Genomic DNA, 19,672 nt, shown 5'->3' with positions numbered 1-19,672 from the left:
CGCCACGCTTCCTGGACAGGTGTCCAGCATACATGGACACCTGTCCAGAATGTTCGGCACTTTTGACGCTGTTCGGTCAACAGTGCGTAACGCGAACGGGCTTCTCGGACAGAATGCTTCCCTCCGCCTCCCGAGTCTGGGATCTTGCATCCACCCCACACATCACAGGACCCGGCGGGCGCCACACGCGCCACCGGGTCATCGGAGGACGCATTGTTTTCCCAGATATCCAGCCGGTGGAGAATCTCGGCCATAGCCGTCGCGACCCTCGGCACGACCGTGGCGCTCGCCGCTCCCGCCGGACTCGCCCAGGCGGCGCCGACGGACACCGCGCCCGTCGCGGCCCGTTCCGCGGAGGCGACGCGGACCACCACCCCCACGACCACCACGGCTGCCGCGGCACCGGCGGCCTGGGCCGCGGGCACCCGCGCCTACCTGGTGATCACCGCGCCGGGCGGTACCTCCGCCGTCAGCGGCGCCGTGACGACCAACGGCGGCTCGGTCTTCGCCACGTACGACGCGATCGGCGTGATCGTCGCGCACTCGACCTCCGCCTCCTTCGCCTCGTCGATGCGGACCGTCGGCGGCGTCCAGCAGGTCGGGGCGACCCGTACGTCCGACGTCCCCGCCGACGCCTACAGCCCCGCCCTCCCGGCGAACCCGTCGCAGTCCGCGACGACGCTGACGGAGTCCAACCGCTGGGACATGACGCAGATCAAGGCCGACCAGGCCTGGGCCGTCACCACCGGCTCGGCGACGGTGAAGGTCGGCGTCCTCGACACCGGCGTGGACGACCAGCACCAGGACATCGCGCCCAACTTCAACGCCGCCGACTCGGCGTCCTGCGCCTACGGCAAGGCGGACACCCGCGCCGGCTCCTGGCGCGACGTCGGCACCCACGGCACGCACGTCGCGGGCACGATCGCGGCGGCGAAGAACGGCAAGGGCGTCATCGGCGTCGCGCCGGGCGTGAAGATCTCCTCGGTCCGCATCGCGGAGCCGACCAGCAGCCTGTTCTTCGCGGAGAACACGATCTGTGGCTTCGTGTGGGCCGGTGACCACGGCTTCAAGGTCACCAACAACAGCTACTACACGGACCCGTGGGCGTTCAACTGCCCGGACAACGTGGACCAGGCCGCCATCATCGAGGGCGTCCGCCGCGCCCAGGCGTACGCCGAGGGCAAGGGCTCGCTCCAGGTGGCCGCCGCCGGCAACTCGAACTACGACCTGGCGAACAAGACGACCGACTCCGAGTCCCCCAACGACTCGACCCCGGTCACCCGCACCATCACCAACGCCTGCATCGACATCCCGACCGAGCTCCCGGGCGTGGTGACGGTCGCCGCACAGGGCAACGGCGGCGCCAAGGCCTCGTACTCGAACTTCGGCAACGGCGTCATCGACATCGCGGCCCCCGGCGGCGACGGCACCTCCGGTGTCTACTCGACGCTCCCGGGCGGCAAGTACGGCAACAAGAACGGCACGTCGATGGCCTCCCCGCACGTGGCGGGCGTCGCGGCGCTGATCGCGAGCGTCAACCCGACGTTCACCCCGGCGCAGATCCGGGACCAGCTCGGCGTCCAGGCCACGGACCGGGCGTGCCCCTCGGACACCCGCTGCACGGGCACCACCACCAAGAACGGCTTCTTCGGTGAGGGCGCGGTCGACGCCCTGAAGGCCGTCGGGGGCACCACTCCGCCGCCCGGCGCGTACTTCGAGAACCTGACCGACGTCGCGATCGCCGACAACACGACGGTCGACAGCCCGATCACGGTCAGCGGGGTCACGGGCAACGCCCCGGCGACCCTCAAGGTGGGCGTGGACATCAAGCACACGTACATCGGTGACCTGAAGGTCGACCTGGTGGCCCCGGACGGCACCCTCTACACGGTGCACAACCGGACCGGCAGCGGCACGGACAACATCGTCCAGACGTTCACGGTCAACGCCTCGGCGGAGGTCGCCAACGGCGTCTGGAAGCTCCGCGTGAACGACAACGCGAACCAGGACACGGGCAGGATCGACGCCTGGAACCTGACCTTCTAGGGCGGGTTTCGAAAGTAGCGTCGTCTGCCCGAAGGGCAGGCCGGGCGGCGTCTGGTGCGTGCGATCGCAAGGCGGAGGGTCGTCCCGATACTGGTGTATCGGGATGATCCCGACAACGCGGCGAGCGTGCGTGCCAGGCGTCGCCCGGCAGACGGGACTTTCGAAACACGCCCTAGCACCGCCGTTCGCACCACGCGACCCCATGACGGGGCCGGAGCCGCCTTGGCTCCGGCCCCGTTCGCATGTGCCGGGAAGGCCGGGCGAGAAAGTCCGTACCGAGGGGTAGGCCTGCCCGCCCCCCTTGCTATACGTTCCGTCTAACAAGCTTGCTAGACACCGCGTCTAACAAGCGTGCCCGAGGCGATCACGCGACCCCAGGAGCCGCACCATGGCAAGCAGCACCGTTCGCCCGGAGAGCCGGGACGCCACCGACTCGGACGTCGCCGAGCGGCTGCTCCGGTCGGCCGCGAAGCTCTCGTACGACCCCGCCGTCGAGGTCGACTGGGACACGCCCCTCGACAAGGACTTCCACGGACAGAGCCCCGAGTGGAACTCCCTCTACGGCACCGCCTACTGGCACGAGATGACCGAGGAGCAGCGCAAGGAGCTGACCCGGCAGGAGTCCGCCTCGGTCGCCAGCACCGGCATCTGGTTCGAGATGATCCTCCAGCAGATGGTGCTCCGCGACATCTACCTCATGGACCACACGGACCCCCGGTTCCAGTGGGCCCTCACCGAGGTCGCCGACGAGTGCCGGCACTCGATCATGTTCGCCCGGGGCTCCCAGAAGCTCGGCGCGCCGGCGTACCGGCCCCGTCGGGCCGTCCTCGAGCTCGGGCGCTTCATGAAGACCGTCGGCTTCGGCGAGGCCGCGTACGCCGGCATCCTCGTCGCCGAGGAGGTGCTCGACGTCATGCAGCGCGACTGGATGCGGGACGAGCGGGTCGTCCCCTTCGTCCGCACGATCAACAACATCCATGTCGTCGAGGAGTCCCGGCACATGAAGTTCGCCCGGGACGAGACGCGCCGCCACCTCGCCCGCGCGAGCAGGCCGCGCCGTCACTTCCAGGCCCTCGTGGTGGCCATCGCCGCGTACTACATCATCACCAGCCTGGTGAACCCGGAGGTGTACGTACGGGCCGGGCTCGACCCCGAGCGGGCCCGCCGCGAGGCGGCCGCCAACGAGCACTACAAGGCGCGGCTGCGCGCCAGTTGCTCCGGGCTCATGGACTTCCTGGCCGACGTCGGGATGCTGACGCGGCCCGCGCTCTTCTTCTACCGGCGCGCGCACCTCGTCTGACCCCCGCCGCCGCCCGCCGACCCCCGCCCCGTCTCCCGCATCAGAGTCGAGTCGACGCCATGACCTACGCCATCACCCAGACCTGCTGCTCCGACGCGACCTGCGTCGCCGTCTGTCCGGTCAACTGCATCCATCCGACGCCCGACGAACCGGACTTCGGCACCACGGAGATGCTGTACATCGATCCCCGGGCCTGCATCGACTGCGGGGCCTGCGCCGACGCCTGCCCCGTCGACGCCGTCGTCCCCGCGGACCGGCTCACCGGCCGACTCAAGGAGTACGAGGCGGTCAACGCCGCCTACTACGCGGACCGTTCGCCCGCCCCGGCCGTCGCCTCGCCCATGTTCCACGCCTGGGGCGAACCGGCCTTCTCCCGCTCGCTGCCCGCCGACTTCGCCCCGCTGCGCATCGCCGTCGTCGGCACGGGACCCGCGGGCATGTACGCCGCCGAGGACCTGCTCCTGCACACCAACGCCGAGGTCACGCTGATCGACCGGCTGCCGGTCGCCGGCGGTCTGATGCGGTACGGCGTGGCGCCGGACCACCCGGCGACCAGGGGCGCCGGGGACACCTTCGCCCGCTTCCACTCCCACCCCCGCGTCCGGCTGCGACTGGGTGTGGAGATCGGCCGGGACGTGACCGTCGAGGAGCTCGCCGCGCACCACGACGCGGTGGTCTACGCGGTGGGCGCGCCCGCCGACCGGCGGCTCGGCATCCCCGGCGAGGACCTGCCGGGCAGCGTCTCCGCGAGCTCGGTCGTCTCCTGGTACAACGCCCATCCGGAGACGGCCGCGGACGCGGTCGACGTGCCGGCCGGGCGGGTCGTGGTCGTGGGCAACGGCAACGTCGCCCTCGACGTCGCCCGGATCCTCGTCATGGACCCCGACTCCCTCGCCGCCACCGACATCGCCGACCACGCCCTCGGCGCCCTGAGCGCCGCGCGGGTGCGGGAGGTGGTGCTGCTCGGCCGCCGGGGCCCCGAGCACGCGGCGTATACGGCGTCCGAACTCCTCGCCCTGAAACACCTGCCGGGGGTCGAGCTGCTCGTCGACGACCGGGACCCGCGCACCGGGGAGGCGATCGACACCGCCGTACCCGGGGACCGGGCCGCGCTCCTGCGGGACGTGCCCCGCGAGCCGGTGGACTGGACGCGGGAGCCGGCCGCGGACCGGCGCCGGATCGTCCTGCGTTTCCACTCGGAGCCGGTCGAGGCCGTCGGTACGGAGCGGGTGCGGGCGGTCCGGGTGACGGAGGACGGATCGCCGGCGGCTCCGGAGATCGGGTCGGGTCTGCTCGTCCGGGCGATCGGCTATCGCGGGGTGCGTCTGCCCGGGCTGCCCTTCGACGAAGCGACCGGCACCGTGCCCCACGAGGCGGGACGGGTTACCGGACTGCCCGGCGGCTATGTGGTGGGCTGGGTCAAGCGGGGACCGTCCGGAGGCATCGGGGCCAACCGGGCGTGCGCGGAGGAGACGGTCGGGACCCTGCTCGCGGACGCGGTCGCGGGTGCGCTGCCCTCCCCCACGGGCACCCCGCAGGCCTTCCGCAAGCTGGTACGGAGCCGCAGCACCGGTCTCGTCGACGCGCGCGGTCTCGCGGCCATCGAGCGTGCCGAGCGGGCACGGGGCCGGGAGGCGGGGCGGCCCCGGGTCAAGCTGGCGACGGTGCCGGAACTCGTCGCGGCGGCGCGGGGCGGGCGGTGGCGCAGGGCGGTGTGAGGCGTGGGTGTCCGGCCCGGGACGGCGGGCCGGTACGGCTCAGACAGCGACGGCCGGGGCCGCCTGGCGGACCACGATCGCGTTGAGCCGGACGGCGAAGGGGACGACGTCCGTCAGCTCCAGGGTGGTGGCCTCGGCCTTCGGGAGCTCGACGGTCACGTCGACGCAGAAGGCGAGGGCGTAGATGTCCTCCCCGGTCGCCTCGTCCTGGAGGGCGAAGAACAGGTCCCGGTAGAAGCGGGTGCGGTGCTCGGACTCCTCGTAGAAGGAGAGTCCGGGCCGACCCTCCTTCGCGGCGAGGCCGGTGAACGCCTCGACGAGCTCCCGCTCGACGGTCCCCCAGAACCCCGCCTCCGCGTACTCCGGGGGAAGGGCCTGCCGGACGGCCTCCTTCAGCGAGAGCACCATGACCAGGACGGGGGCGTGCTCCTGGAGACCCCAGCCCCTGACCTGCCGCACGACGGTGGTGCCGGGGACGGCGGCGGCCGCCGCCCGTATCGCCTCGAAGTCGAAGTTGACGGTCGCGGGCGCGATCGCCTCCTGGAACACCCGGTCGATGGACCGGGCCCGTTCGAGATGATCCGGTCCCACCTCGACGACGGTCCTGAAACTGGCGGCCAAAGCTCCTCCTGCGTGATCTGGATGATCAGGAGGGGTCAGTATGCCGAGGCTCTCCCGCCCCGGTGAGGGGCGTCCGCCGTGCGGACAGCACGGCGGCCGGGGTCAGGAACGGCCGCGGGGCTTCCCGCCCTTGCCGCGGCCGGAACCGCCCGCGCCACCGGTCTTGCCGCCGCTCTTGCCACCGCTCCTGGCGCCGCCCTTGGCGACGCCCTTGCCGCCGCTCTTCGCGCCGCCCTTGCCCCCCGCCGTGGGCCTGCCTCCGGTGCGGGAGCCGCCGCCCGGCTTGGCGGACCGGCCCGGCTTCTGCTCCTTCCTCGGCTGCTTCTGCCCCTTCTGCGCCTCGGCTCGACGACCCCGGGTGCTGTTCACCGTCCGGCCTCGCACGATCCCGATGAACTCCTCCACCAGGTCGGGGGCCTCGTCGGCCGCCGGCCACGCCAGGGCCACGCGCGACTGCGGGACGTCGTTGAGCGTCCGGTACGTCAGGTCCTTGCGGTGGTGGAGCCGGGCGAGGGACTGCGGGAGGGCGAGCAGACCGACGCCCGCCGCGACGAGCTCGATCGCGTCGGCCGTCGTCTCGGGGCGCTCGTCCGCGAGGCGGCCCGGCGGCTGCTCCCAGCCGAGGGCGTCGTCGAGGGGGTGCAGGACGAGCTCGTCGGCGAGGTCCGACGCCCAGATCTCCTCGACCTCCGCGAACAGGTGGTCCTTGGGGACGACGACGACCGTGGTCTCCGTGTAGAGCGGGATGGCGCTGATGTCGTCACGGTCGACGGGCAGCCGGACGAGACCGGCGTCCGCGCTCCCTTCCCGGAGCGCGCCGAAGGCATCGGCGGGGTCCACGGCGAGAAGGCTCAGCGGCACGTCGGGCAGGCGCTCGTTCCAGATCCGCACCCACTTCGCGGGCGTCACTCCCGGGACGTACGCCAGCCGGAAGGCGGGGGAAGGGGGAGCGGAGGAGGGGGAAGGGGCGGGGGAATCCGTAGGGGATTCCGCGGGGGAAACGTCCGAGCCTGTCACCCCGCCAGGCTACCGGTAGCGGACATGGTCGGAGGTCGCCCGCATGCTCGATACTCTTGACACCATGACGTCGCACCAGAACTCCCAGACGATGAAGCCCGCGACCGCGGCGAAGAAGCTGGGTGTGTACCTCGAAGCCACCCCCGCCGAGTTCCAGGAGGGTGTCGTCTCGCGCGCCGAGCTGACCGAACTCCAGGCCGACCCGCCGGCCTGGCTCCAGGAGCTGCGCAAGAACGGCCCGCACCCCCGCCCGGTCGTCGCCAACAAGCTCGGCGTCTCCATCGCCGGACTCGCGCGCGGCGGGATCACCGAGCCGCTCACCACCGAGCAGATCGACGCGATCAAGGACGAACTCCCCGCGTGGCTCCGGAAGGAGCGGGCCACGCAGTCGGAGGTCCGCGCCGAGACCGTCCGCATCAAGGAGCGGGACGCGGAGCGGGCGCGCCGCGACGAGAGCGCCTGACACCTCCTCCCCACCTTTTCCACCGGCCCGTACCGAGTCGCTTCGGTACGGGCCGGTGTGGCGTGCGGGCGCGTGCGGGAGGCATGTCGTCATGAGTGACACGAGCACCGCCTCATGAGCGACACGAGCACCGCCTCCGAGCCCCCGGTCGTCGTCGGCGTGGACGGTTCCGAGCACAGCCTCCGCGCCCTGGAATGGGCCCTGGGCGCCGGGGAGAAGCTCGGGACGCCCGTGGTGGTGGCCCATGTCCGCTCCGACGCGCTCCAGCTCGGGGCCGCCCGGATCGCCTCCCTCGGCAAGGAACCCGAGCTGCCGGACACGGTGCTGAACGCCGTCAGGACCGTGGTGGAGGAGCGCGGGCACACCGTTCCCGTACGGTACGTCTCGCTCGACGGGACCGTGGGCGACGCGCTGCCGGCGGCGGCGAAGGGCGCACGGCTCCTCGTGACCGGCTCCCGGGGGCACGGCGGCTTCGTGGCGCTCCTGCTCGGCTCGACCAGCCGCACGCTGGCTATGACCGCCCCCTGTCCGCTCGTGGTCGTGCCGCACGAGGCGCGTACGGTCGAGCCGCCCGGCGGGCCGGACAAGGGGCGGGTCCTGCTGGGCATGCACCCGGAGGAGACCCCGGACGAGGTGGTCGCCTTCGCTTTCGAGGCGGCTCGACAGCGGGGCGTACCGCTGGAGGTCGTGACCGCGTTCCGCCTGCCCCCGCAGCCGAGCGCGCTGCTCGCGGCCCCGTCACCGGCGCTCCAGGTGCCACCGCCGCTGCCGGAGGCGGACGACTCGGCGGAGCTCATCGGGGAGGCGGAGCGGGAGCAGCGGGAGCGGCTCCGGCCCTTCGTGGAGCGGTGGCCTGACGTCCGGCTGGTTCCGTCCGTGGTGCCCGGGGACGCGGCGGGGCGGCTCGTGGAGGGTTCGCGGGATGCCGGTCTGGTGGTCGTCGGACGGCACCACCGGCACCGGATCGGCTCGCTGCTCATCGGTTCGGTCGCCCACGCGGTGCTGCACCACGCGCACTGCCCGGTCGCGGTGGTCCCGCCGGGAACCGCCGGGGACACCCTCGGGACATGACAGTCCCCGGCGGTCCTGATCGGTTCGCGCGGTCATCGGCCGTCGCCGACGGCTCCGTGCCCGACCGGCCCCGCCGGGGGCCTGGCCAGAGCCGAGTCAAGGGTCACGCGGGCCTTCGGACGTCTCCGTCGGCGGGTGCGGCTCTTTCCGGTAATCCGGTGTAAAAACGAGTTTCCTCCTTTTTTCGACCGATTCAAGGGGTTTCAGGCTTTTTCTTCTCCATCAATGGCGCCTGGTACACAGAGGCCGGCCCGGCTCAGGTACCGGGCGGTCCCGGTCGCGGTGCGTCACCGCGCGGGGTGTGGCGAGCGTGGTTAGCGTGGCTCACAGGAGTACGACATCGATCGAGAGAGAGAGTCACCGTCATGGCCTCACGACCTGAAGGCACGCCGGTCTGGACCGACGCGATGTTCACCGACGTCGAGGGCGCCAAGACGTTCTACGGTGACGTGCTCGGCTGGACCTTCGGCGAGTCCTCGTCGGAGTACGGCAACTACACACAGGCGTACAAGAACGGCAAGGCGGTCGCGGCCGTCGTCCCGCCGATGCCGGGGCAGGACGGGGAGCCGCAGTCGGCCTGGTGCCTCTACTTCGCCTCGCCGGACGTCTCCGCCACGGCGGAGAAGATCCGGTCGGCGGGCGGCACGATCCTCATGGAGCCGATGCAGGTCGGCGACTTCGGGTCGATGTGCCTCGCGCAGGACCCGGCGGGCGTGACGTTCGGCGTCTGGCAGGCGGGTGCCCACGAGGGCTTCGAGCTGGAGGGCGAGAGCGGCTCGTACGTGTGGGCCGAGGTCCTCACCCGGGAGCCCGGGAAGGCCGACGACTTCTTCACGGCGGTCTTCGGCTACCGCTCGAAGAAGATCAAGGACGAGCACATGGACTACCGGCTCTTCGACCTCGGTGCCGATCCGGTGCTCGGACGGATGGTGATGACGGCGGAGGACTACCCGCCGGAGATCCCCGCGTACATCCAGCTCTACTTCGCCGTGGACAACTGTGACAAGGCGGCCGAGGCGGCCACACGGCTCGGCGGGCGGAAGCTGTTCGGGCCGATGGACAGCCCCTTCGGGCGCTTCGCGACGATCCTGGACCCGCAGGGTGCGACGTTCGCCGTGATCGACGTCAAGACCACCGTCGGCGAGATGCCCGAGATGGAATGACCGGTACGGTCACCGCCCCACGACCCACCTGGTCGCGGGGCGGTTCCGTGCGTCCCGTCAGGCGGCGTCGCGGACGGCGACGATGCCGGTGAAGACGCCTACGTACGCGGTGCCGTCCGGGCCGATGGTGATCGGCGCCCAGTTGTTGTCGTAGGCGAGGCCGGTGCCGGTGAAGCGGGAGAAGGCCCGCTGTCCGGTGCGGAAGTCGACGGCCGTGAGGTACCAGGCGTCGATGCCGAAGCTGCCGGGGCGGTGAAGCACCCGGACAATGGAAGAGGCGCGTTCCGGTGGTTGACCCGCGGCATCGAGGAAGGCGGTCGCCATGACCAGCATCACCCAACGCATCGCCACCCTGTTCCGGATCAAGGCGAACAAGGCGCTGGACAAGGCCGAGGACCCGCGCGAGGTTCTGGACTACTCCTACGAGCAGCAGCGCGAGATGCTGCAGAGGGTGCGGCGTGGCGTGGCCGATGTGGCGACCAGCCGCAAGCGGGTCGAGCTGCAGGTGAACCAGTTGCGGCAGTCCACGGGCAAGCTCCAGGGCCAGGCGGAACAGGCACTTGCCATGGGGCGTGAGGATCTGGCCCGTGAGGCGCTGACCCGGCGTACGGCAGTGGACTCGCAGATCACCGATCTGGAGGGACAGCAGGCGTCGCTGAAGGACCAGGAGGAGAAGCTGACGCTGGCGGCGCAGCGTCTGGAGGCGAAGGTGGAGGCGTTCCGCACCCGTAAGGAGACGATCAAGGCCACCTACACCGCCGCCGAGGCGCAGACCAGCATCACCGAGGCGGTCACCGGCATCGGCGAGGAGATGGGCGATGTGGGCCTGGCGATGCAACGCGCGCAGGACAAGACCGAGCAGCTTCAGGCGCGAGCCGGTGCGCTGGACGAGCTGATCGCCTCCGGCGCGCTGGACGACGCCACGCTGCCGGCCGGCCGTGACGACATCCAGGCCGAACTCGAGCGCGTCACCGCGGGAAGCGACGTGGAGACCGAGCTGGCCCGGATGAAGGCGGCGCTCCCGGCGTCCACCGGTCCCGCGGCGGTGGAGGGCCTCGAGGGGAAGGAGAGGTCATGATCATGCGGATTCTCGGCGAGGGCCAGTACGAGATCGCCGAAGAACACCTCGATCACCTCAATGAACTGGACTCCGCCCTGCAGGCGGCCGCTACCGCGGGCGACGAGGCGGCGTTCGCCTCCGCCCTGTCGGCCCTGCTGGACGCGGTGCGCAGCCTCGGCACACGGGTGCCGGACGAGCGGATCACTCCGTCGGAACTCGTACTTCCCGATGAGGGCACCAGTCTCGCGCAGGTGAGCGAGTTGCTCTCCGACGAGGGCCTGATCCCGGGGTGAGTGTGTGATGCGCAGCCGCTTCGAGCCCGACCGGCAGCTGACCGCCCGCATGGTGGTCACGATGTTCCTGCTCGGGCTGGTGTACGTGGCGTTCATCGCCGCGCTGATCGTGCTGCTCAAGTCCGTCGTCCTGGTGGTCCTCATCGCCGCGGCGCTGCTGGGCGCGCAGTTCTGGTACTCCGACCGGATCGCCCTGTACGCCATGCACGGCCGCCTCGTCACACCCGAGGAGCAGCCCCGGTTGCACGGGGTCATCGACCGGCTGTGCGCCACCGCGGACATGCCCAAACCCCGGGTCGCCGTCTCCGACATGGACCTGCCCAACGCGTTCGCCACCGGCCGCAACGCCGACAACGCCGTCGTCTGCGTGACCACCGGCCTCATGCGCCGTCTGGAGACCGAGGAACTCGAAGGCGTCCTCGCCCACGAGCTCTCCCACGTCGCACACCGCGATGTCGCCGTGATCACCATCGCCTCGTTCCTGGGCGTGATCGCCGGACTCGTCGTCCGCTTCGCCTTCTACTCCCAGCTGTTCGGAGGACGCGACCAGCGCGACCAGAACACCGCCGTCGTCTTCATGGCCGTGATGACGGTCTCCGCCCTCGTCTACGCCGTCAGCTTCCTGCTCATCCGGGCCCTGTCCCGGTATCGCGAACTGGCTGCCGACCGCGCCGCGGCGATGCTGACCGGAAAGCCGTCCGTCCTGGCGTCGGCGCTGACCAAGGTCAGCGGCGACATCGCCCGTATCCCCACCCGGGACCTGCGCACCGCGCAGGCGTTCAACGCGTTCTTCTTCACCCCCGCCCTCGGGCCCGGCACGACCGTGGCGCACCTGTTCTCCACCCACCCCACCCTGGAACGCCGTATCGAGGCACTCGCGGAGATCTCCGCGCAGCTGGGCGAGGCAGGCGGCGAACCGCACGCCGGGGCGTGAGCAGAAGGAGCTGGTACCCATGGGATTCCTGGACGTCCTGTTCGGCCGGAGCAAGCCGGTCAAGCCTGACCTGGACCAGCTCTTCGGTCTTCCCTCAGCGGCGATCACCCTTCAGGCAGCCGTCGGCTTCACCCCGACCGGAGCGGGCTCGGTCTGCTTCGCCGCCATTGAGGGCGGGGCGTTCGCACAGGTCCAGCAGGAGGTACGTGCCCTCCTCGGTGCGGACTTCGAACGCGGTGACGCGCCGGTGGAGTTCAGCCGCGACACCTACGGATATTCGTGGCTGCTCTCCCGCCGCGACCCCGGCGACCTGACCAGCCTGGTCAACGATCTGCACGCGGTGAACACCGCCCTTCAGGACAGCGGCTTCGGGCCACAGCTGCTCTGCTCCCTGGTCACCTTCCACGACGCCGAGCTGCGTTCCCTCGCGCTCGTCTATCTCTACAAGCGCGGCACCTTCTACCCGTTCGCTCCGCTGCCCGGAGACAGGCGCGACAATCCGCTGGAACTCCAGGTCAAGGCTGTGGTCAAGGACGATCTGCAGATCGAGAAGGACCTGACCCGCTGGTTCCCGCTCTGGGGCGCCCCCGGCCTATGACGTGTCCAGATGGACGGACGCGAAAGGACCCGGCTGGCTGTACAGGGGTCGAGGAAGGAAAGTCGCATGGTCGCTCCCGAGAGGGGCTCTCGGCGCCACCTGCCACCATGCCCGTGATGCCGCCGCACCGAGGCACGTTCGGGTCGGCGTCGCAGTTCGTTCCCACTCCAGGATGCGCCTGCTTCACGAGCCCCGCCCGCCCTGCGGAACGAGCTGTTCGCGCCCCCTTGTCCCCTGGAGGTACCCGAACGGCCCTTCACCACGAGCTGCCTGCCGGGGTCGTCCTGATCAAGGACAAGGACTGCGGCAACGACCGAGGTGAGCGTTGATGACAGCGTACGAAGGTGACGTGCTGCGATTCAGCGGCAGAGCCGTAGGCACGCCCGAGCACCGTGCCACCGTCGTGAAAGGGCTCGGCCCCGACGGCGAAGCGCCCTATCGAGTGCGCTACGAGGATGGCCACGAGACAGAGATCTGTCCCGGTCCGGGATGCGTGATCGAGACCCGTCCGGTACGCGATCCCTCATCCGGGTAGCCCCACCACGAGCGGCGGTGGCCGGCTTCACCGACTGCGGCTATCAGGGGTGTCGGCTGTCGAGGACACCACACGATGGCCATGGCTCCGGCCCGGTTCAGGTACGTCAACGGTGGGTCCACAGCGGCTCCACGACCGCCCACTCGCTGTCCCATTCGTCCAGGGTGGCGGCCTCGGTGCGCCGCAGGCGCAGGCCGACCACGCCGGCGGCGGTCAGGGCGAGCGTCCCGGCGACGAGGGTGCCGCCGGCGACGGCGCCGAACTGTCCTTCGGCCGTACTGCCCGGGGCGCGGGTGACCGCCCCGGCGTCGTCGACCCAGATCGTCTTCGTGGTGCCTTCGGCGGTATGGGGCTGGACGGGAACCTTGCCGGTGCGCAGTGTGCCGTCGGGGGCGCGCCAGGGCCGCTGCGGCTGCCCGGGGGGCGGTGTCGCTCCGTCGCGCATGACGGGCCTCCAGGTGGGACGGCCCCCACCGGGCCCGCACGGGCTCAGCGGGGTGCGGGGGTTTCGGCCCCGAGGGGTGGATCCGGGACCTGGCCGGGCTTCATGTGGCGGATTCCGCCTCGCCGGGTCCCTCTGCGCGGGTCACGGGAACGGTGCGGGCGCGGCTCTCCTGGGGCTGCCGGACGGCGACGCTGACGGTAAGGATGCCGTCGGCGTACTCGGCCTTCACGTCCTCGGGGTCGATCACCTCCGGCAGGCGCACCGCGCGCTCGAAGGAGCCGTAGCGGAACTCGGAGTGGTCCTTCGTCTCGCTGCTCTCCTCGTGCTCGGCGCTGACCTTGAGCACGTCGCCGTCCACAGTGATCGTGATGTCCTCGTCCGGGTCCACGCCGGGCAGCTCCGCCTTCAGCACGTACCGTCCCTCGCCGCTCGTCACCTCGATAGGGATGGCGTGCCGGTCGAAAGCCATGCGCCACATCGGGAAGCGGGGTAGGTCGCCGAACCAGTCCCTGACGTCGGGGAACTCGGGGAAGAAGCTGCGACGACGTTCCATGCCAGTTGACATGATCGTTCGCTCCTTGCGTCGTGGATCCACCTGTCACCCCCACCCTGGCGCCCGTCGGCGCGCTCTCCGAGTGCCGGACGGGCCCGAGAAGGGGCCGGACGGGGCACGGCTTCCAGGGACCTACCGGCCCCTCCGGCGCACAGCTGCAACTTCACAGCGCTCCCGAGCCGGGTCACGTCGCGGCCCACATGCGCGGCAGGACAATCTGGGGTACTCCTCGAATGAGAGGAGTGGGCGTGCTTCGGCCCTCGGTCGCCGACGCTTGCGCGTCCCTTCCTGCCGCGTCGTTCGAGAGTGAGGCAGTTGCCATGGAGCCAGTCGTCACGGTCGGCCTGGACGGCTCGCCCGAGAGCATGGCGGCCGCTCACTGGGCCGCCGACGAGGCCGAGCGGCGCAAGGTCACTCTGCGCCTGATGCATGCCTGGCCCATGCTCGCGCCCGAGCCGGTCCGCGCCGCATCGGAGATCGATCAGAACTACTGGGCGAAGCGGCTCGTGCACCAGGCGCAGGCGGAACTCCAGGCCCGCCACCCGGGCCTCCTGATCGTCGGCAACCTGTTCGCCGACGACGCGCAGGACGCCCTGCTGAAGGCGGCGGCCGAGTCCGAGCTGACCGTGCTGGGTTCGCGCGGCCTGACTTCCTCCGAGAGCTACTTCCTCGGCTCCGTCAGCATGGCCGTCGTGGCACGGGCCACGCGGCCCGTGGTGCTGGTCCGTGCCGAGGCCCGCGAGCGGGGCTCGTCCCCCGCCTTTCGTAGCGTCGTGGTCGCGCTGAAGCTGCACGGCCCCTGCGACGACCTGCTCGCCTTCGCCTTCGAGGCCGCCGCGGCCCGCGGCGTACCCCTCCAGGTCGTCCACGGCCGAAGTCTGCCGCTCCACGCACACACCCCCTGGGGCGTGGATCATGACGTCACCAAGGAGATCACGGAGGAAGCGCAGAAGCAGCTGGCGCAGATCCTTCGCCCCTGGCGCGAGAAGTTCCCCGGCGTGGAGCCGGTCGACGCGATCCGCCTCGCAAGCCCTGCCGAGGCTGTCGTGCGCGCTGCCGAGGGAGCCGATCTGCTGGTCGTCGGCCGGCGCACGCACCGTCCCGCCCTCGCACCACGCCTCGGTCCCGTAGCCCACGCCGCCCTGCACCACGCGCGCTGCCCCGTCGCCGTCGTCCCCCATGACTGAGCCGACCCCGCTGAACGAGCTGATCGCGACGGTGCGCCAGGAGCACACTGCCACGATCCGGCCGGGCGCCTCTGACACCGGCGCACTCCCACGGGCGGAGGTGCGCGAGACCCATACCGCGGTCGTGCTGTTCGTCGGCGATCGTGCCTACAAGCTCAAGAAGCCGGTCGACCTGAAGTTCCTGGACTACACCACCGTGGAGGCCCGGCGGGAGGCGTGCGAGCGGGAAGTCGCTCTCAACCGCCGCTTCGCCCCGGACGTCTACCTGGGCGTGGGCGAGATTCGGGTCCCGGACACCGAGGCGCCCGAGCCTGTCGTGGCGATGCGCCGCATGCCGGCCGAGCGTCGCCTGTCCCGGCTCGTACGGGAGGGCGCGGCTGTCGACGATGCCCTGCGGGCCGTCGCCCGACTGCTCGCCACCCGCCATGCGAGCGCCCCCCACACGCCGGAGGTGGACGCGCAGGGCACCCGGGACGCCCTGTCGTCGCGCTGGGAAGCGAGCTTCGCGCAGGTCCGTGCGATGGCCGGAGAAGGCCGCGTGCCCGAGGGCGTGGCGGAGATCGAGCAGTTGGTCCGCCGCTATCTCGCCGGCCGAGAGCCGCTGTTCGACATGCGCATCGAGCAGGGCAGGATCGTCGACGGCCACGGCGACCTGCTCGCCGAGGACATCTTCTGCCTCGACGACGGCCCCCGCGTCCTCGACTGCCTGGAGTTCGACGACCAGCTGCGCTTCGTCGACGGTATCGACGACGCCGCCTTCCTCGCCATGGACCTGGAACAACTCGACGCCCCGGAGCAGGCGGCATTCTTCCTCGCCCGGTACAGCGAGTACTCCGGCGATCCCGCACCCCCCTCTCTGCGGCACCACTACGTCGCCTACCGCGCCTTCGTCCGCGCCAAGGTCTCCCTGATCCAGGCCCGCCAGGGCGCGCCCGACGCCGACCTCGCCGCACGGCGGCTGATCACGTCGGCCCTGCGGCACCTGCGCGCCTCCGCCATCGGACTCACTCTGGTGGGAGGACTCCCCGGCAGCGGGAAGTCCACGCTCTCCGGTGCGCTGGCCGATCGTCTTGGCGTCACACTGCTCAGCAGCGACCGGCTCCGCAAGGAACTCGCCGGCCTCCCCGCGGACCGGCCCTCTGCCGCCCCCTACGGCGAGGGCCTGTACACATCCGAGTGGACCGCCACGACCTACGCGGCCCTGCTGGAACGCGCAGCCACCCTGCTGTCCCGCGGCGAGTCCGTCGTCCTGGACGCCACCTGGTCGAGCGCCGAACAGCGCGAAGCCGCCCGGCGCGTGGCTGAACGCACCCATGCCGACCTCGTGGCCCTGCATTGCCAGGTCCCGGACGAGATGACGGCGGCCCGCCTGGAACACCGCGCCGCCGGACCGTCCGACGCCGACCTCGACGTGGCCACCGCCATCGCGGCGCGAGAGCCTCCGTGGGCAGAGGCCGTCGTGATCGACACCAGCGGTCCCTTGGAGGCCGCGGCCTCCCAAGCGCTGACAGCCGTACGCCCGCACGACACCGGCCCCCTCGTCTTCCGCCGCCCCTACATGGAGCCGGGATAGCAGCGAAGGACGCCGATGCGACCGACCCACAGCACGACTCACCCCATCGACCGGGAGAGCCCGCTCCCCCGTTCACCGCAAAAAGGAGACGTCATGACCGAGAACATCACCCCGAACGAGCACGAGAGGCTGCGCACCCTGGAGGCCCAGGTGCAGGTCCTGGCTCAGGCTGTCAGGGCGCTCGCCGAAGGGCTGGAGGAGATCCCCTCGGAGGACACCGACAGGGAGAAGCAGGCGGCTCGCGGCGCCCGGCTGGCACACGAGCTGCTCCTGGCCCAGGGACTGTAGGAACCGGGCCGATGAAGGTCTCCGAAGCGATGAGCCATCCGGCGGTGTCCGTGCCCACGAGGACACCGCTGAGACAAGTCGCCCGAGAGATGGCCGAGTACGGGGTCGGTTCCGTGATCGTCACCGAGGGCGACACCCTCCGAGGCATCGTCACCGACCGTGACCTCGCGCTGGCCGCTCTCGCAAGAAGTCTCGACGCGGACGAGATGATCGATTCGGTGATGACCTCGCCCGTGATCACGGTTGACGTCACCGATGACATCCACGTGGCCTACCGAACCTTCCGCAGGTCCGGGTTCCGTCGCCTTCCCGTCCTGGACGGTCACCGGGTCGTGGGCGTCCTGACCGTGGACGACATGCTCATCGACGTCTTCCAACGATTGGCCGACCTCCTGGGCCCGGTCGCCTGGAGCGTCCTGGAGGAACCACCCGGGCCGCCCTCCGCGGACCCCCGCTCACGCGGGGCCTGACAGCGGGACGCCTGGTTGCTCATCCCTTGACGACCCCGAGCGGTACCAGCCGGGCGACCAGCCGGGCGAGCCCCGCGCCCTCCGTGGCGACGGCCACGGCGTCGACGTCCTTGTAGGCGTCGGGCGCCTCCTCGGCAAGCGCACGCCAGGACTTCGGCCGTACAGCGATGCCGTGCGATTCCAGCTCCTCGTGCAGTTGCTCGCCGCGGACGCGGCGCAGCGCCTGGTGGCGACTCCAGACGCGTCCGGCACCGTGGGCGGAGGACCAGAAGGCGTCGTTGCCGACGACGCCGGCCATCACGTACGAGGCCGTGCCCATGGTGCCGGGCACAAGCACGGGCTGCCCGACCTCCGCCAGGTCGTCCGGCAGGTCCGGGTGTCCGGGCGGCAGAGCCCGGGTGGCACCCTTGCGGTGGACGCACAACCGGCGCCGTACCCCGTCCACATCGTGCGTCTCGATCTTCGCCATGTTGTGGGAGACGTCGTAGACGAGGTCGAGGCCCGCCCCTGCGACGACGGTGAAGGCGTGGCGCGCGGCCTCGGTGAGCAATTGGCGGTTGGCGCGTCCGTAGTTGGCGGCGGCGGCCATCGCCCCCAGATAGGCGCTGCCCGGCGTGGAGACGGCGGGCGCGCAGGCCAACTGCCGGTCCGGCAGCTCGATGCCGAAGGAGCGCAGGGACTGGTCCATGACACGGACGTGATCGCTGCACACCTGGTGCCCCAGGCCGCGCGAACCACAGTGGATCATGACGCACACCTGACCTGTGTGCAGCCCGAAGGCGGTCGCGGTGGGCCCGTCGTACACCCGGTCCACGGCCTGCACCTCCAGGAAGTGGTTGGCCGACCCCAGACTGCCCACCTGCCGGAGTCCCCGGTCCACGGCGCGCTGGCCGACCTGTGACGGATCGGCCCCCGGCAAGGTCCCGCGGTCCTCGCAGCGCTCCAGGTCGCGGGGCACACCCCGGCCGTGCTCGACCGCGTAGGCGGCCCCGGAGACCATGAGTTCCTCCAGCTGGGAGCGCCCCGACAGCTTCCACAGCCCGCCCGGTCCCAGGCCGCGAGGGACGGTGTCACCCAGGATGTCCATCAGGCGCCCCATCCGTGGGGCCAGCGGGCCGCGGTCGACGCCGGCGGCGAGCAGCCGTACGCCGCACGAGATGTCGAAGCCGACGCCGCCGGGCGAGATCACTCCGCCGGCATCCATGTCCGTGGCGGCCACCCCGCCGATCGGGAAGCCGTACCCCCAGTGCACGTCGGGCATGGCGTACGACGCGCGGACAATGCCCGGCAGCGTCGCCACGTTCACGACCTGTTCCAGCGCCTTGTCCCCCGCCGCCTGCGGCAGTAGCTCCCGCGTCGCGAAGACGACCCCGGGCACGCGCATCGGGACCTGCCGCTCGATGCGGAACCGGAACGGGGTCTCCTCGACCAGGGTGATGTCCATGCCCGCCACCTTCTCTTCGCGCCACGCGGGCGGCCCCGGACGCCGCCCCGGCGGCAGGCCCGTTCTTCGACACGGCGGTTCACGTGGCACGGATCCCCATCACTCCCAGTACAACGTCCGGACCGCGCTTTCGCGCGGCGGGTGCCGGGAACCCGCCCACGCTGGGCGAGGACCGCGGCGAGATCGAAGCGGCTCTGCGCGGGGGAGCTGGCCGAGGTGGTGACGGAGGACGACATCAAGGGCGACCTGCACACCCACACCGACCTCACCGACGGCCTCGCCACGCTGGAGGAGATGGTGAGGGCCGCCGCCGCACGGGGCTACGCCTACTACTCGGTCACCGACCACGCTCCGGACCTGTCCATGCAGCGCATGACCGACGAGAAGTTCCTGGACCAGCACGAACGCGTACGGGCACTGGACCGCAGGCGCCATCGGATGCGCCTCCTGCACGGCACCGAGCTCAACGTAGCCCCGGCCGGGAGCGTGGACGGGCCCGACGCGTTCCTCGCTGGCTTCGACCTCTGCGTCACCTCGGTGCACTCCCACTTCAGCCTCAACCGGCAGGCGATGGTCCGTCGGCTCGTCCGCGCCTGCGAGGACCCCCACGTCGGTATCGTCGGCCATCCCACCACCCGCCTCATCGGCAAGCGGCCGGGCATCGACGCCGACCTCGACGAGGTGTTCGCCGCCTGCGCCCGTACCGGCACCGCCCTGGAGATCAACGCCCAGCCCGACCGTGTCGACCTGGGCGACGAGGACATCCTCCGGGCGAGAAGTCACTAGGGCGTGTTTCGCAAGTAGCGTCGTCTGCCCGAAGGGCAGGCCGGGCGGCGTCTGGTGCGTGCGATCGCAAGGCGGAGGGTCGTCCCGATACTGGTGTATCGGGATGA

General features: G+C 71.1%; 20 protein-coding genes and 2 pseudogenes. 16 read left to right on the top strand and 6 right to left on the bottom strand.

Going from position 1 to position 19,672, the window contains the following annotated elements; genetic code table 11:
- Positions 1-213 precede the first annotated feature (213 nt).
- The 3 genes from ACWFR1_RS31205 (at position 214) to ACWFR1_RS31195 (ending at position 5,064) form a co-directional block, all read left to right on the top strand.
- Positions 214-2,046 (top strand): S8 family peptidase, encoded by a 1,833-nt coding sequence (locus ACWFR1_RS31205; protein WP_453557127.1) that lies wholly within the window; start codon positions 214-216, stop codon positions 2,044-2,046.
- Positions 2,047-2,434: 388 nt separating this feature from the next.
- Positions 2,435-3,346 carry an AurF N-oxygenase family protein gene (locus ACWFR1_RS31200; protein WP_453557125.1) on the top strand — a complete coding sequence of 304 codons (912 nt, stop codon included), beginning with the start codon at positions 2,435-2,437 and terminating at the stop codon, positions 3,344-3,346.
- A gap of 59 nt (positions 3,347-3,405) precedes the next feature.
- Positions 3,406-5,064, top strand: coding sequence for an FAD-dependent oxidoreductase (locus tag ACWFR1_RS31195; protein ID WP_453557123.1), 1,659 nt, complete (start codon positions 3,406-3,408; stop codon positions 5,062-5,064).
- Between the two features lie 39 nt (positions 5,065-5,103).
- Here the strand turns inward: ACWFR1_RS31195 and ACWFR1_RS31190 are convergent, their stop codons facing one another.
- Entirely contained in the window at positions 5,104-5,685 is a 582-nt protein-coding gene (locus tag ACWFR1_RS31190; RefSeq protein WP_453557121.1) for a Type-2Aa cytolytic delta-endotoxin, read from the bottom strand.
- Positions 5,686-5,787: 102 nt separating this feature from the next.
- A complete protein-coding gene (locus tag ACWFR1_RS31185; RefSeq protein WP_453557119.1) occupies positions 5,788-6,594 on the bottom strand; it encodes a LysR family substrate-binding domain-containing protein in 807 nt (268 codons plus the stop codon).
- A gap of 172 nt (positions 6,595-6,766) precedes the next feature.
- On the opposite strand from ACWFR1_RS31185, the gene ACWFR1_RS31180 reads away from it, so the two are divergent.
- The 3 genes from ACWFR1_RS31180 to ACWFR1_RS31170 all read left to right on the top strand — a co-directional run bounded on the left by ACWFR1_RS31180 (position 6,767) and on the right by ACWFR1_RS31170 (position 9,399).
- Complete coding sequence (locus ACWFR1_RS31180) at positions 6,767-7,165, top strand: DUF5997 family protein (RefSeq protein ID WP_453557117.1); 399 nt, start codon at positions 6,767-6,769, stop codon at positions 7,163-7,165.
- Positions 7,166-7,279: 114 nt separating this feature from the next.
- Positions 7,280-8,236 (top strand): universal stress protein, encoded by a 957-nt coding sequence (locus tag ACWFR1_RS31175; RefSeq protein ID WP_453557115.1) that lies wholly within the window; start codon positions 7,280-7,282, stop codon positions 8,234-8,236.
- Between the two features lie 365 nt (positions 8,237-8,601).
- On the top strand, positions 8,602-9,399 hold the full coding sequence (locus tag ACWFR1_RS31170; protein WP_453557113.1) for a VOC family protein: 798 nt from the start codon (positions 8,602-8,604) through the stop codon (positions 9,397-9,399).
- A 57-nt stretch (positions 9,400-9,456) separates the two neighbouring features.
- Here the strand turns inward: ACWFR1_RS31170 and ACWFR1_RS31165 are convergent.
- Positions 9,457-9,648, bottom strand: a pseudogene (locus tag ACWFR1_RS31165) (hypothetical protein); the annotation flags it as partial.
- Positions 9,649-9,721: 73 nt separating this feature from the next.
- Here ACWFR1_RS31165 and ACWFR1_RS31160 point away from each other — a divergent pair.
- The 5 genes from ACWFR1_RS31160 (at position 9,722) to ACWFR1_RS31140 (ending at position 12,819) form a co-directional block, all read left to right on the top strand.
- Positions 9,722-10,477: a PspA/IM30 family protein gene (locus ACWFR1_RS31160; RefSeq protein ID WP_453557111.1), complete on the top strand. Its 756-nt coding sequence runs from the start codon at positions 9,722-9,724 to the stop codon at positions 10,475-10,477.
- The gene (pspAA, locus tag ACWFR1_RS31155) at positions 10,474-10,752 is read left to right on the top strand and encodes a PspA-associated protein PspAA (RefSeq protein WP_453557109.1); all 279 of its coding nucleotides are present in this window, start codon (positions 10,474-10,476) and stop codon (positions 10,750-10,752) included. Before ACWFR1_RS31160 ends, pspAA begins: the two co-directional genes overlap by 4 nt.
- Positions 10,753-10,759: 7 nt before the next feature.
- Positions 10,760-11,686, top strand: coding sequence for a zinc metalloprotease HtpX (gene htpX, locus ACWFR1_RS31150; protein ID WP_453557107.1), 927 nt, complete (start codon positions 10,760-10,762; stop codon positions 11,684-11,686).
- A gap of 19 nt (positions 11,687-11,705) precedes the next feature.
- Positions 11,706-12,284: a PspA-associated protein PspAB gene (gene pspAB / locus ACWFR1_RS31145; RefSeq protein WP_453557105.1), complete on the top strand. Its 579-nt coding sequence runs from the start codon at positions 11,706-11,708 to the stop codon at positions 12,282-12,284.
- Positions 12,285-12,612: 328 nt separating this feature from the next.
- Complete coding sequence (locus ACWFR1_RS31140; protein WP_453557103.1) at positions 12,613-12,819, top strand: DUF1918 domain-containing protein; 207 nt, start codon at positions 12,613-12,615, stop codon at positions 12,817-12,819.
- A gap of 106 nt (positions 12,820-12,925) precedes the next feature.
- On the opposite strand, the gene ACWFR1_RS31135 is transcribed toward ACWFR1_RS31140, so the two are convergent.
- On the bottom strand, positions 12,926-13,264 hold the full coding sequence (locus ACWFR1_RS31135) for a hypothetical protein (protein WP_453557101.1): 339 nt from the start codon (positions 13,262-13,264) through the stop codon (positions 12,926-12,928).
- A gap of 100 nt (positions 13,265-13,364) precedes the next feature.
- Positions 13,365-13,829, bottom strand: a complete 465-nt coding sequence (locus tag ACWFR1_RS31130) for an Hsp20/alpha crystallin family protein (RefSeq protein ID WP_453557099.1) — start codon at positions 13,827-13,829, stop codon at positions 13,365-13,367.
- A 308-nt stretch (positions 13,830-14,137) separates the two neighbouring features.
- Between ACWFR1_RS31130 and ACWFR1_RS31125 the strand changes: the two genes are divergently transcribed.
- The 4 genes from ACWFR1_RS31125 (at position 14,138) to ACWFR1_RS31110 (ending at position 17,335) form a co-directional block, all read left to right on the top strand.
- Positions 14,138-15,004, top strand: coding sequence for a universal stress protein (locus tag ACWFR1_RS31125; protein WP_453557097.1), 867 nt, complete (start codon positions 14,138-14,140; stop codon positions 15,002-15,004).
- A gap of 100 nt (positions 15,005-15,104) precedes the next feature.
- Complete coding sequence (locus tag ACWFR1_RS31120) at positions 15,105-16,577, top strand: bifunctional aminoglycoside phosphotransferase/ATP-binding protein (RefSeq protein ID WP_453557166.1); 1,473 nt, start codon at positions 15,105-15,107, stop codon at positions 16,575-16,577.
- A gap of 93 nt (positions 16,578-16,670) precedes the next feature.
- The gene (locus ACWFR1_RS31115; RefSeq protein WP_453557095.1) at positions 16,671-16,865 is read left to right on the top strand and encodes a hypothetical protein; all 195 of its coding nucleotides are present in this window, start codon (positions 16,671-16,673) and stop codon (positions 16,863-16,865) included.
- An 11-nt stretch (positions 16,866-16,876) separates the two neighbouring features.
- On the top strand, positions 16,877-17,335 hold the full coding sequence (locus ACWFR1_RS31110; protein WP_141297002.1) for a CBS domain-containing protein: 459 nt from the start codon (positions 16,877-16,879) through the stop codon (positions 17,333-17,335).
- Positions 17,336-17,354: 19 nt separating this feature from the next.
- Here the strand turns inward: ACWFR1_RS31110 and ACWFR1_RS31105 are convergent, their stop codons facing one another.
- The gene (locus ACWFR1_RS31105) at positions 17,355-18,779 is read right to left on the bottom strand and encodes an RtcB family protein (RefSeq protein WP_453557092.1); all 1,425 of its coding nucleotides are present in this window, start codon (positions 18,777-18,779) and stop codon (positions 17,355-17,357) included.
- A gap of 152 nt (positions 18,780-18,931) precedes the next feature.
- Between ACWFR1_RS31105 and ACWFR1_RS31100 the strand changes: the two are divergent.
- Positions 18,932-19,562, top strand: a pseudogene (locus ACWFR1_RS31100) (PHP domain-containing protein); the annotation flags it as partial.
- Positions 19,563-19,672: the final 110 nt, after the last annotated feature.

The sequence above is a fragment of the Streptomyces sp. NPDC055103 genome, assembly GCF_053607625.1.
Note: the sequence above shows the minus strand (reverse complement) of the source record. Positions and strands in the feature narration are given on the sequence as shown.

Excerpts from the sequence above, each read along its gene's own strand:
- ACWFR1_RS31200 (WP_453557125.1), top strand. The coding sequence starts at position 2,435 with ATGGCAAGCAGCACCGTTCGCCCGGAGAGCCGGGACGCCACCGACTCG.
- ACWFR1_RS31195 (WP_453557123.1), top strand. The coding sequence starts at position 3,406 with ATGACCTACGCCATCACCCAGACCTGCTGCTCCGACGCGACCTGCGTC.
- ACWFR1_RS31180 (WP_453557117.1), top strand. The coding sequence starts at position 6,767 with ATGACGTCGCACCAGAACTCCCAGACGATGAAGCCCGCGACCGCGGCG.
- ACWFR1_RS31175 (WP_453557115.1), top strand. The coding sequence starts at position 7,280 with ATGAGCGACACGAGCACCGCCTCCGAGCCCCCGGTCGTCGTCGGCGTG.
- ACWFR1_RS31170 (WP_453557113.1), top strand. The coding sequence starts at position 8,602 with ATGGCCTCACGACCTGAAGGCACGCCGGTCTGGACCGACGCGATGTTC.
- ACWFR1_RS31160 (WP_453557111.1), top strand. The coding sequence starts at position 9,722 with ATGACCAGCATCACCCAACGCATCGCCACCCTGTTCCGGATCAAGGCG.
- pspAA (WP_453557109.1), top strand. The coding sequence starts at position 10,474 with ATGATCATGCGGATTCTCGGCGAGGGCCAGTACGAGATCGCCGAAGAA.
- htpX (WP_453557107.1), top strand. The coding sequence starts at position 10,760 with ATGCGCAGCCGCTTCGAGCCCGACCGGCAGCTGACCGCCCGCATGGTG.
- pspAB (WP_453557105.1), top strand. The coding sequence starts at position 11,706 with ATGGGATTCCTGGACGTCCTGTTCGGCCGGAGCAAGCCGGTCAAGCCT.
- ACWFR1_RS31140 (WP_453557103.1), top strand. The coding sequence starts at position 12,613 with ATGACAGCGTACGAAGGTGACGTGCTGCGATTCAGCGGCAGAGCCGTA.
- ACWFR1_RS31135 (WP_453557101.1), bottom strand. The coding sequence starts at position 13,264 with ATGCGCGACGGAGCGACACCGCCCCCCGGGCAGCCGCAGCGGCCCTGG.
- ACWFR1_RS31130 (WP_453557099.1), bottom strand. The coding sequence starts at position 13,829 with ATGTCAACTGGCATGGAACGTCGTCGCAGCTTCTTCCCCGAGTTCCCC.
- ACWFR1_RS31125 (WP_453557097.1), top strand. The coding sequence starts at position 14,138 with ATGGAGCCAGTCGTCACGGTCGGCCTGGACGGCTCGCCCGAGAGCATG.
- ACWFR1_RS31115 (WP_453557095.1), top strand. The coding sequence starts at position 16,671 with ATGACCGAGAACATCACCCCGAACGAGCACGAGAGGCTGCGCACCCTG.
- ACWFR1_RS31110 (WP_141297002.1), top strand. The coding sequence starts at position 16,877 with ATGAAGGTCTCCGAAGCGATGAGCCATCCGGCGGTGTCCGTGCCCACG.
- ACWFR1_RS31105 (WP_453557092.1), bottom strand. The coding sequence starts at position 18,779 with ATGGACATCACCCTGGTCGAGGAGACCCCGTTCCGGTTCCGCATCGAG.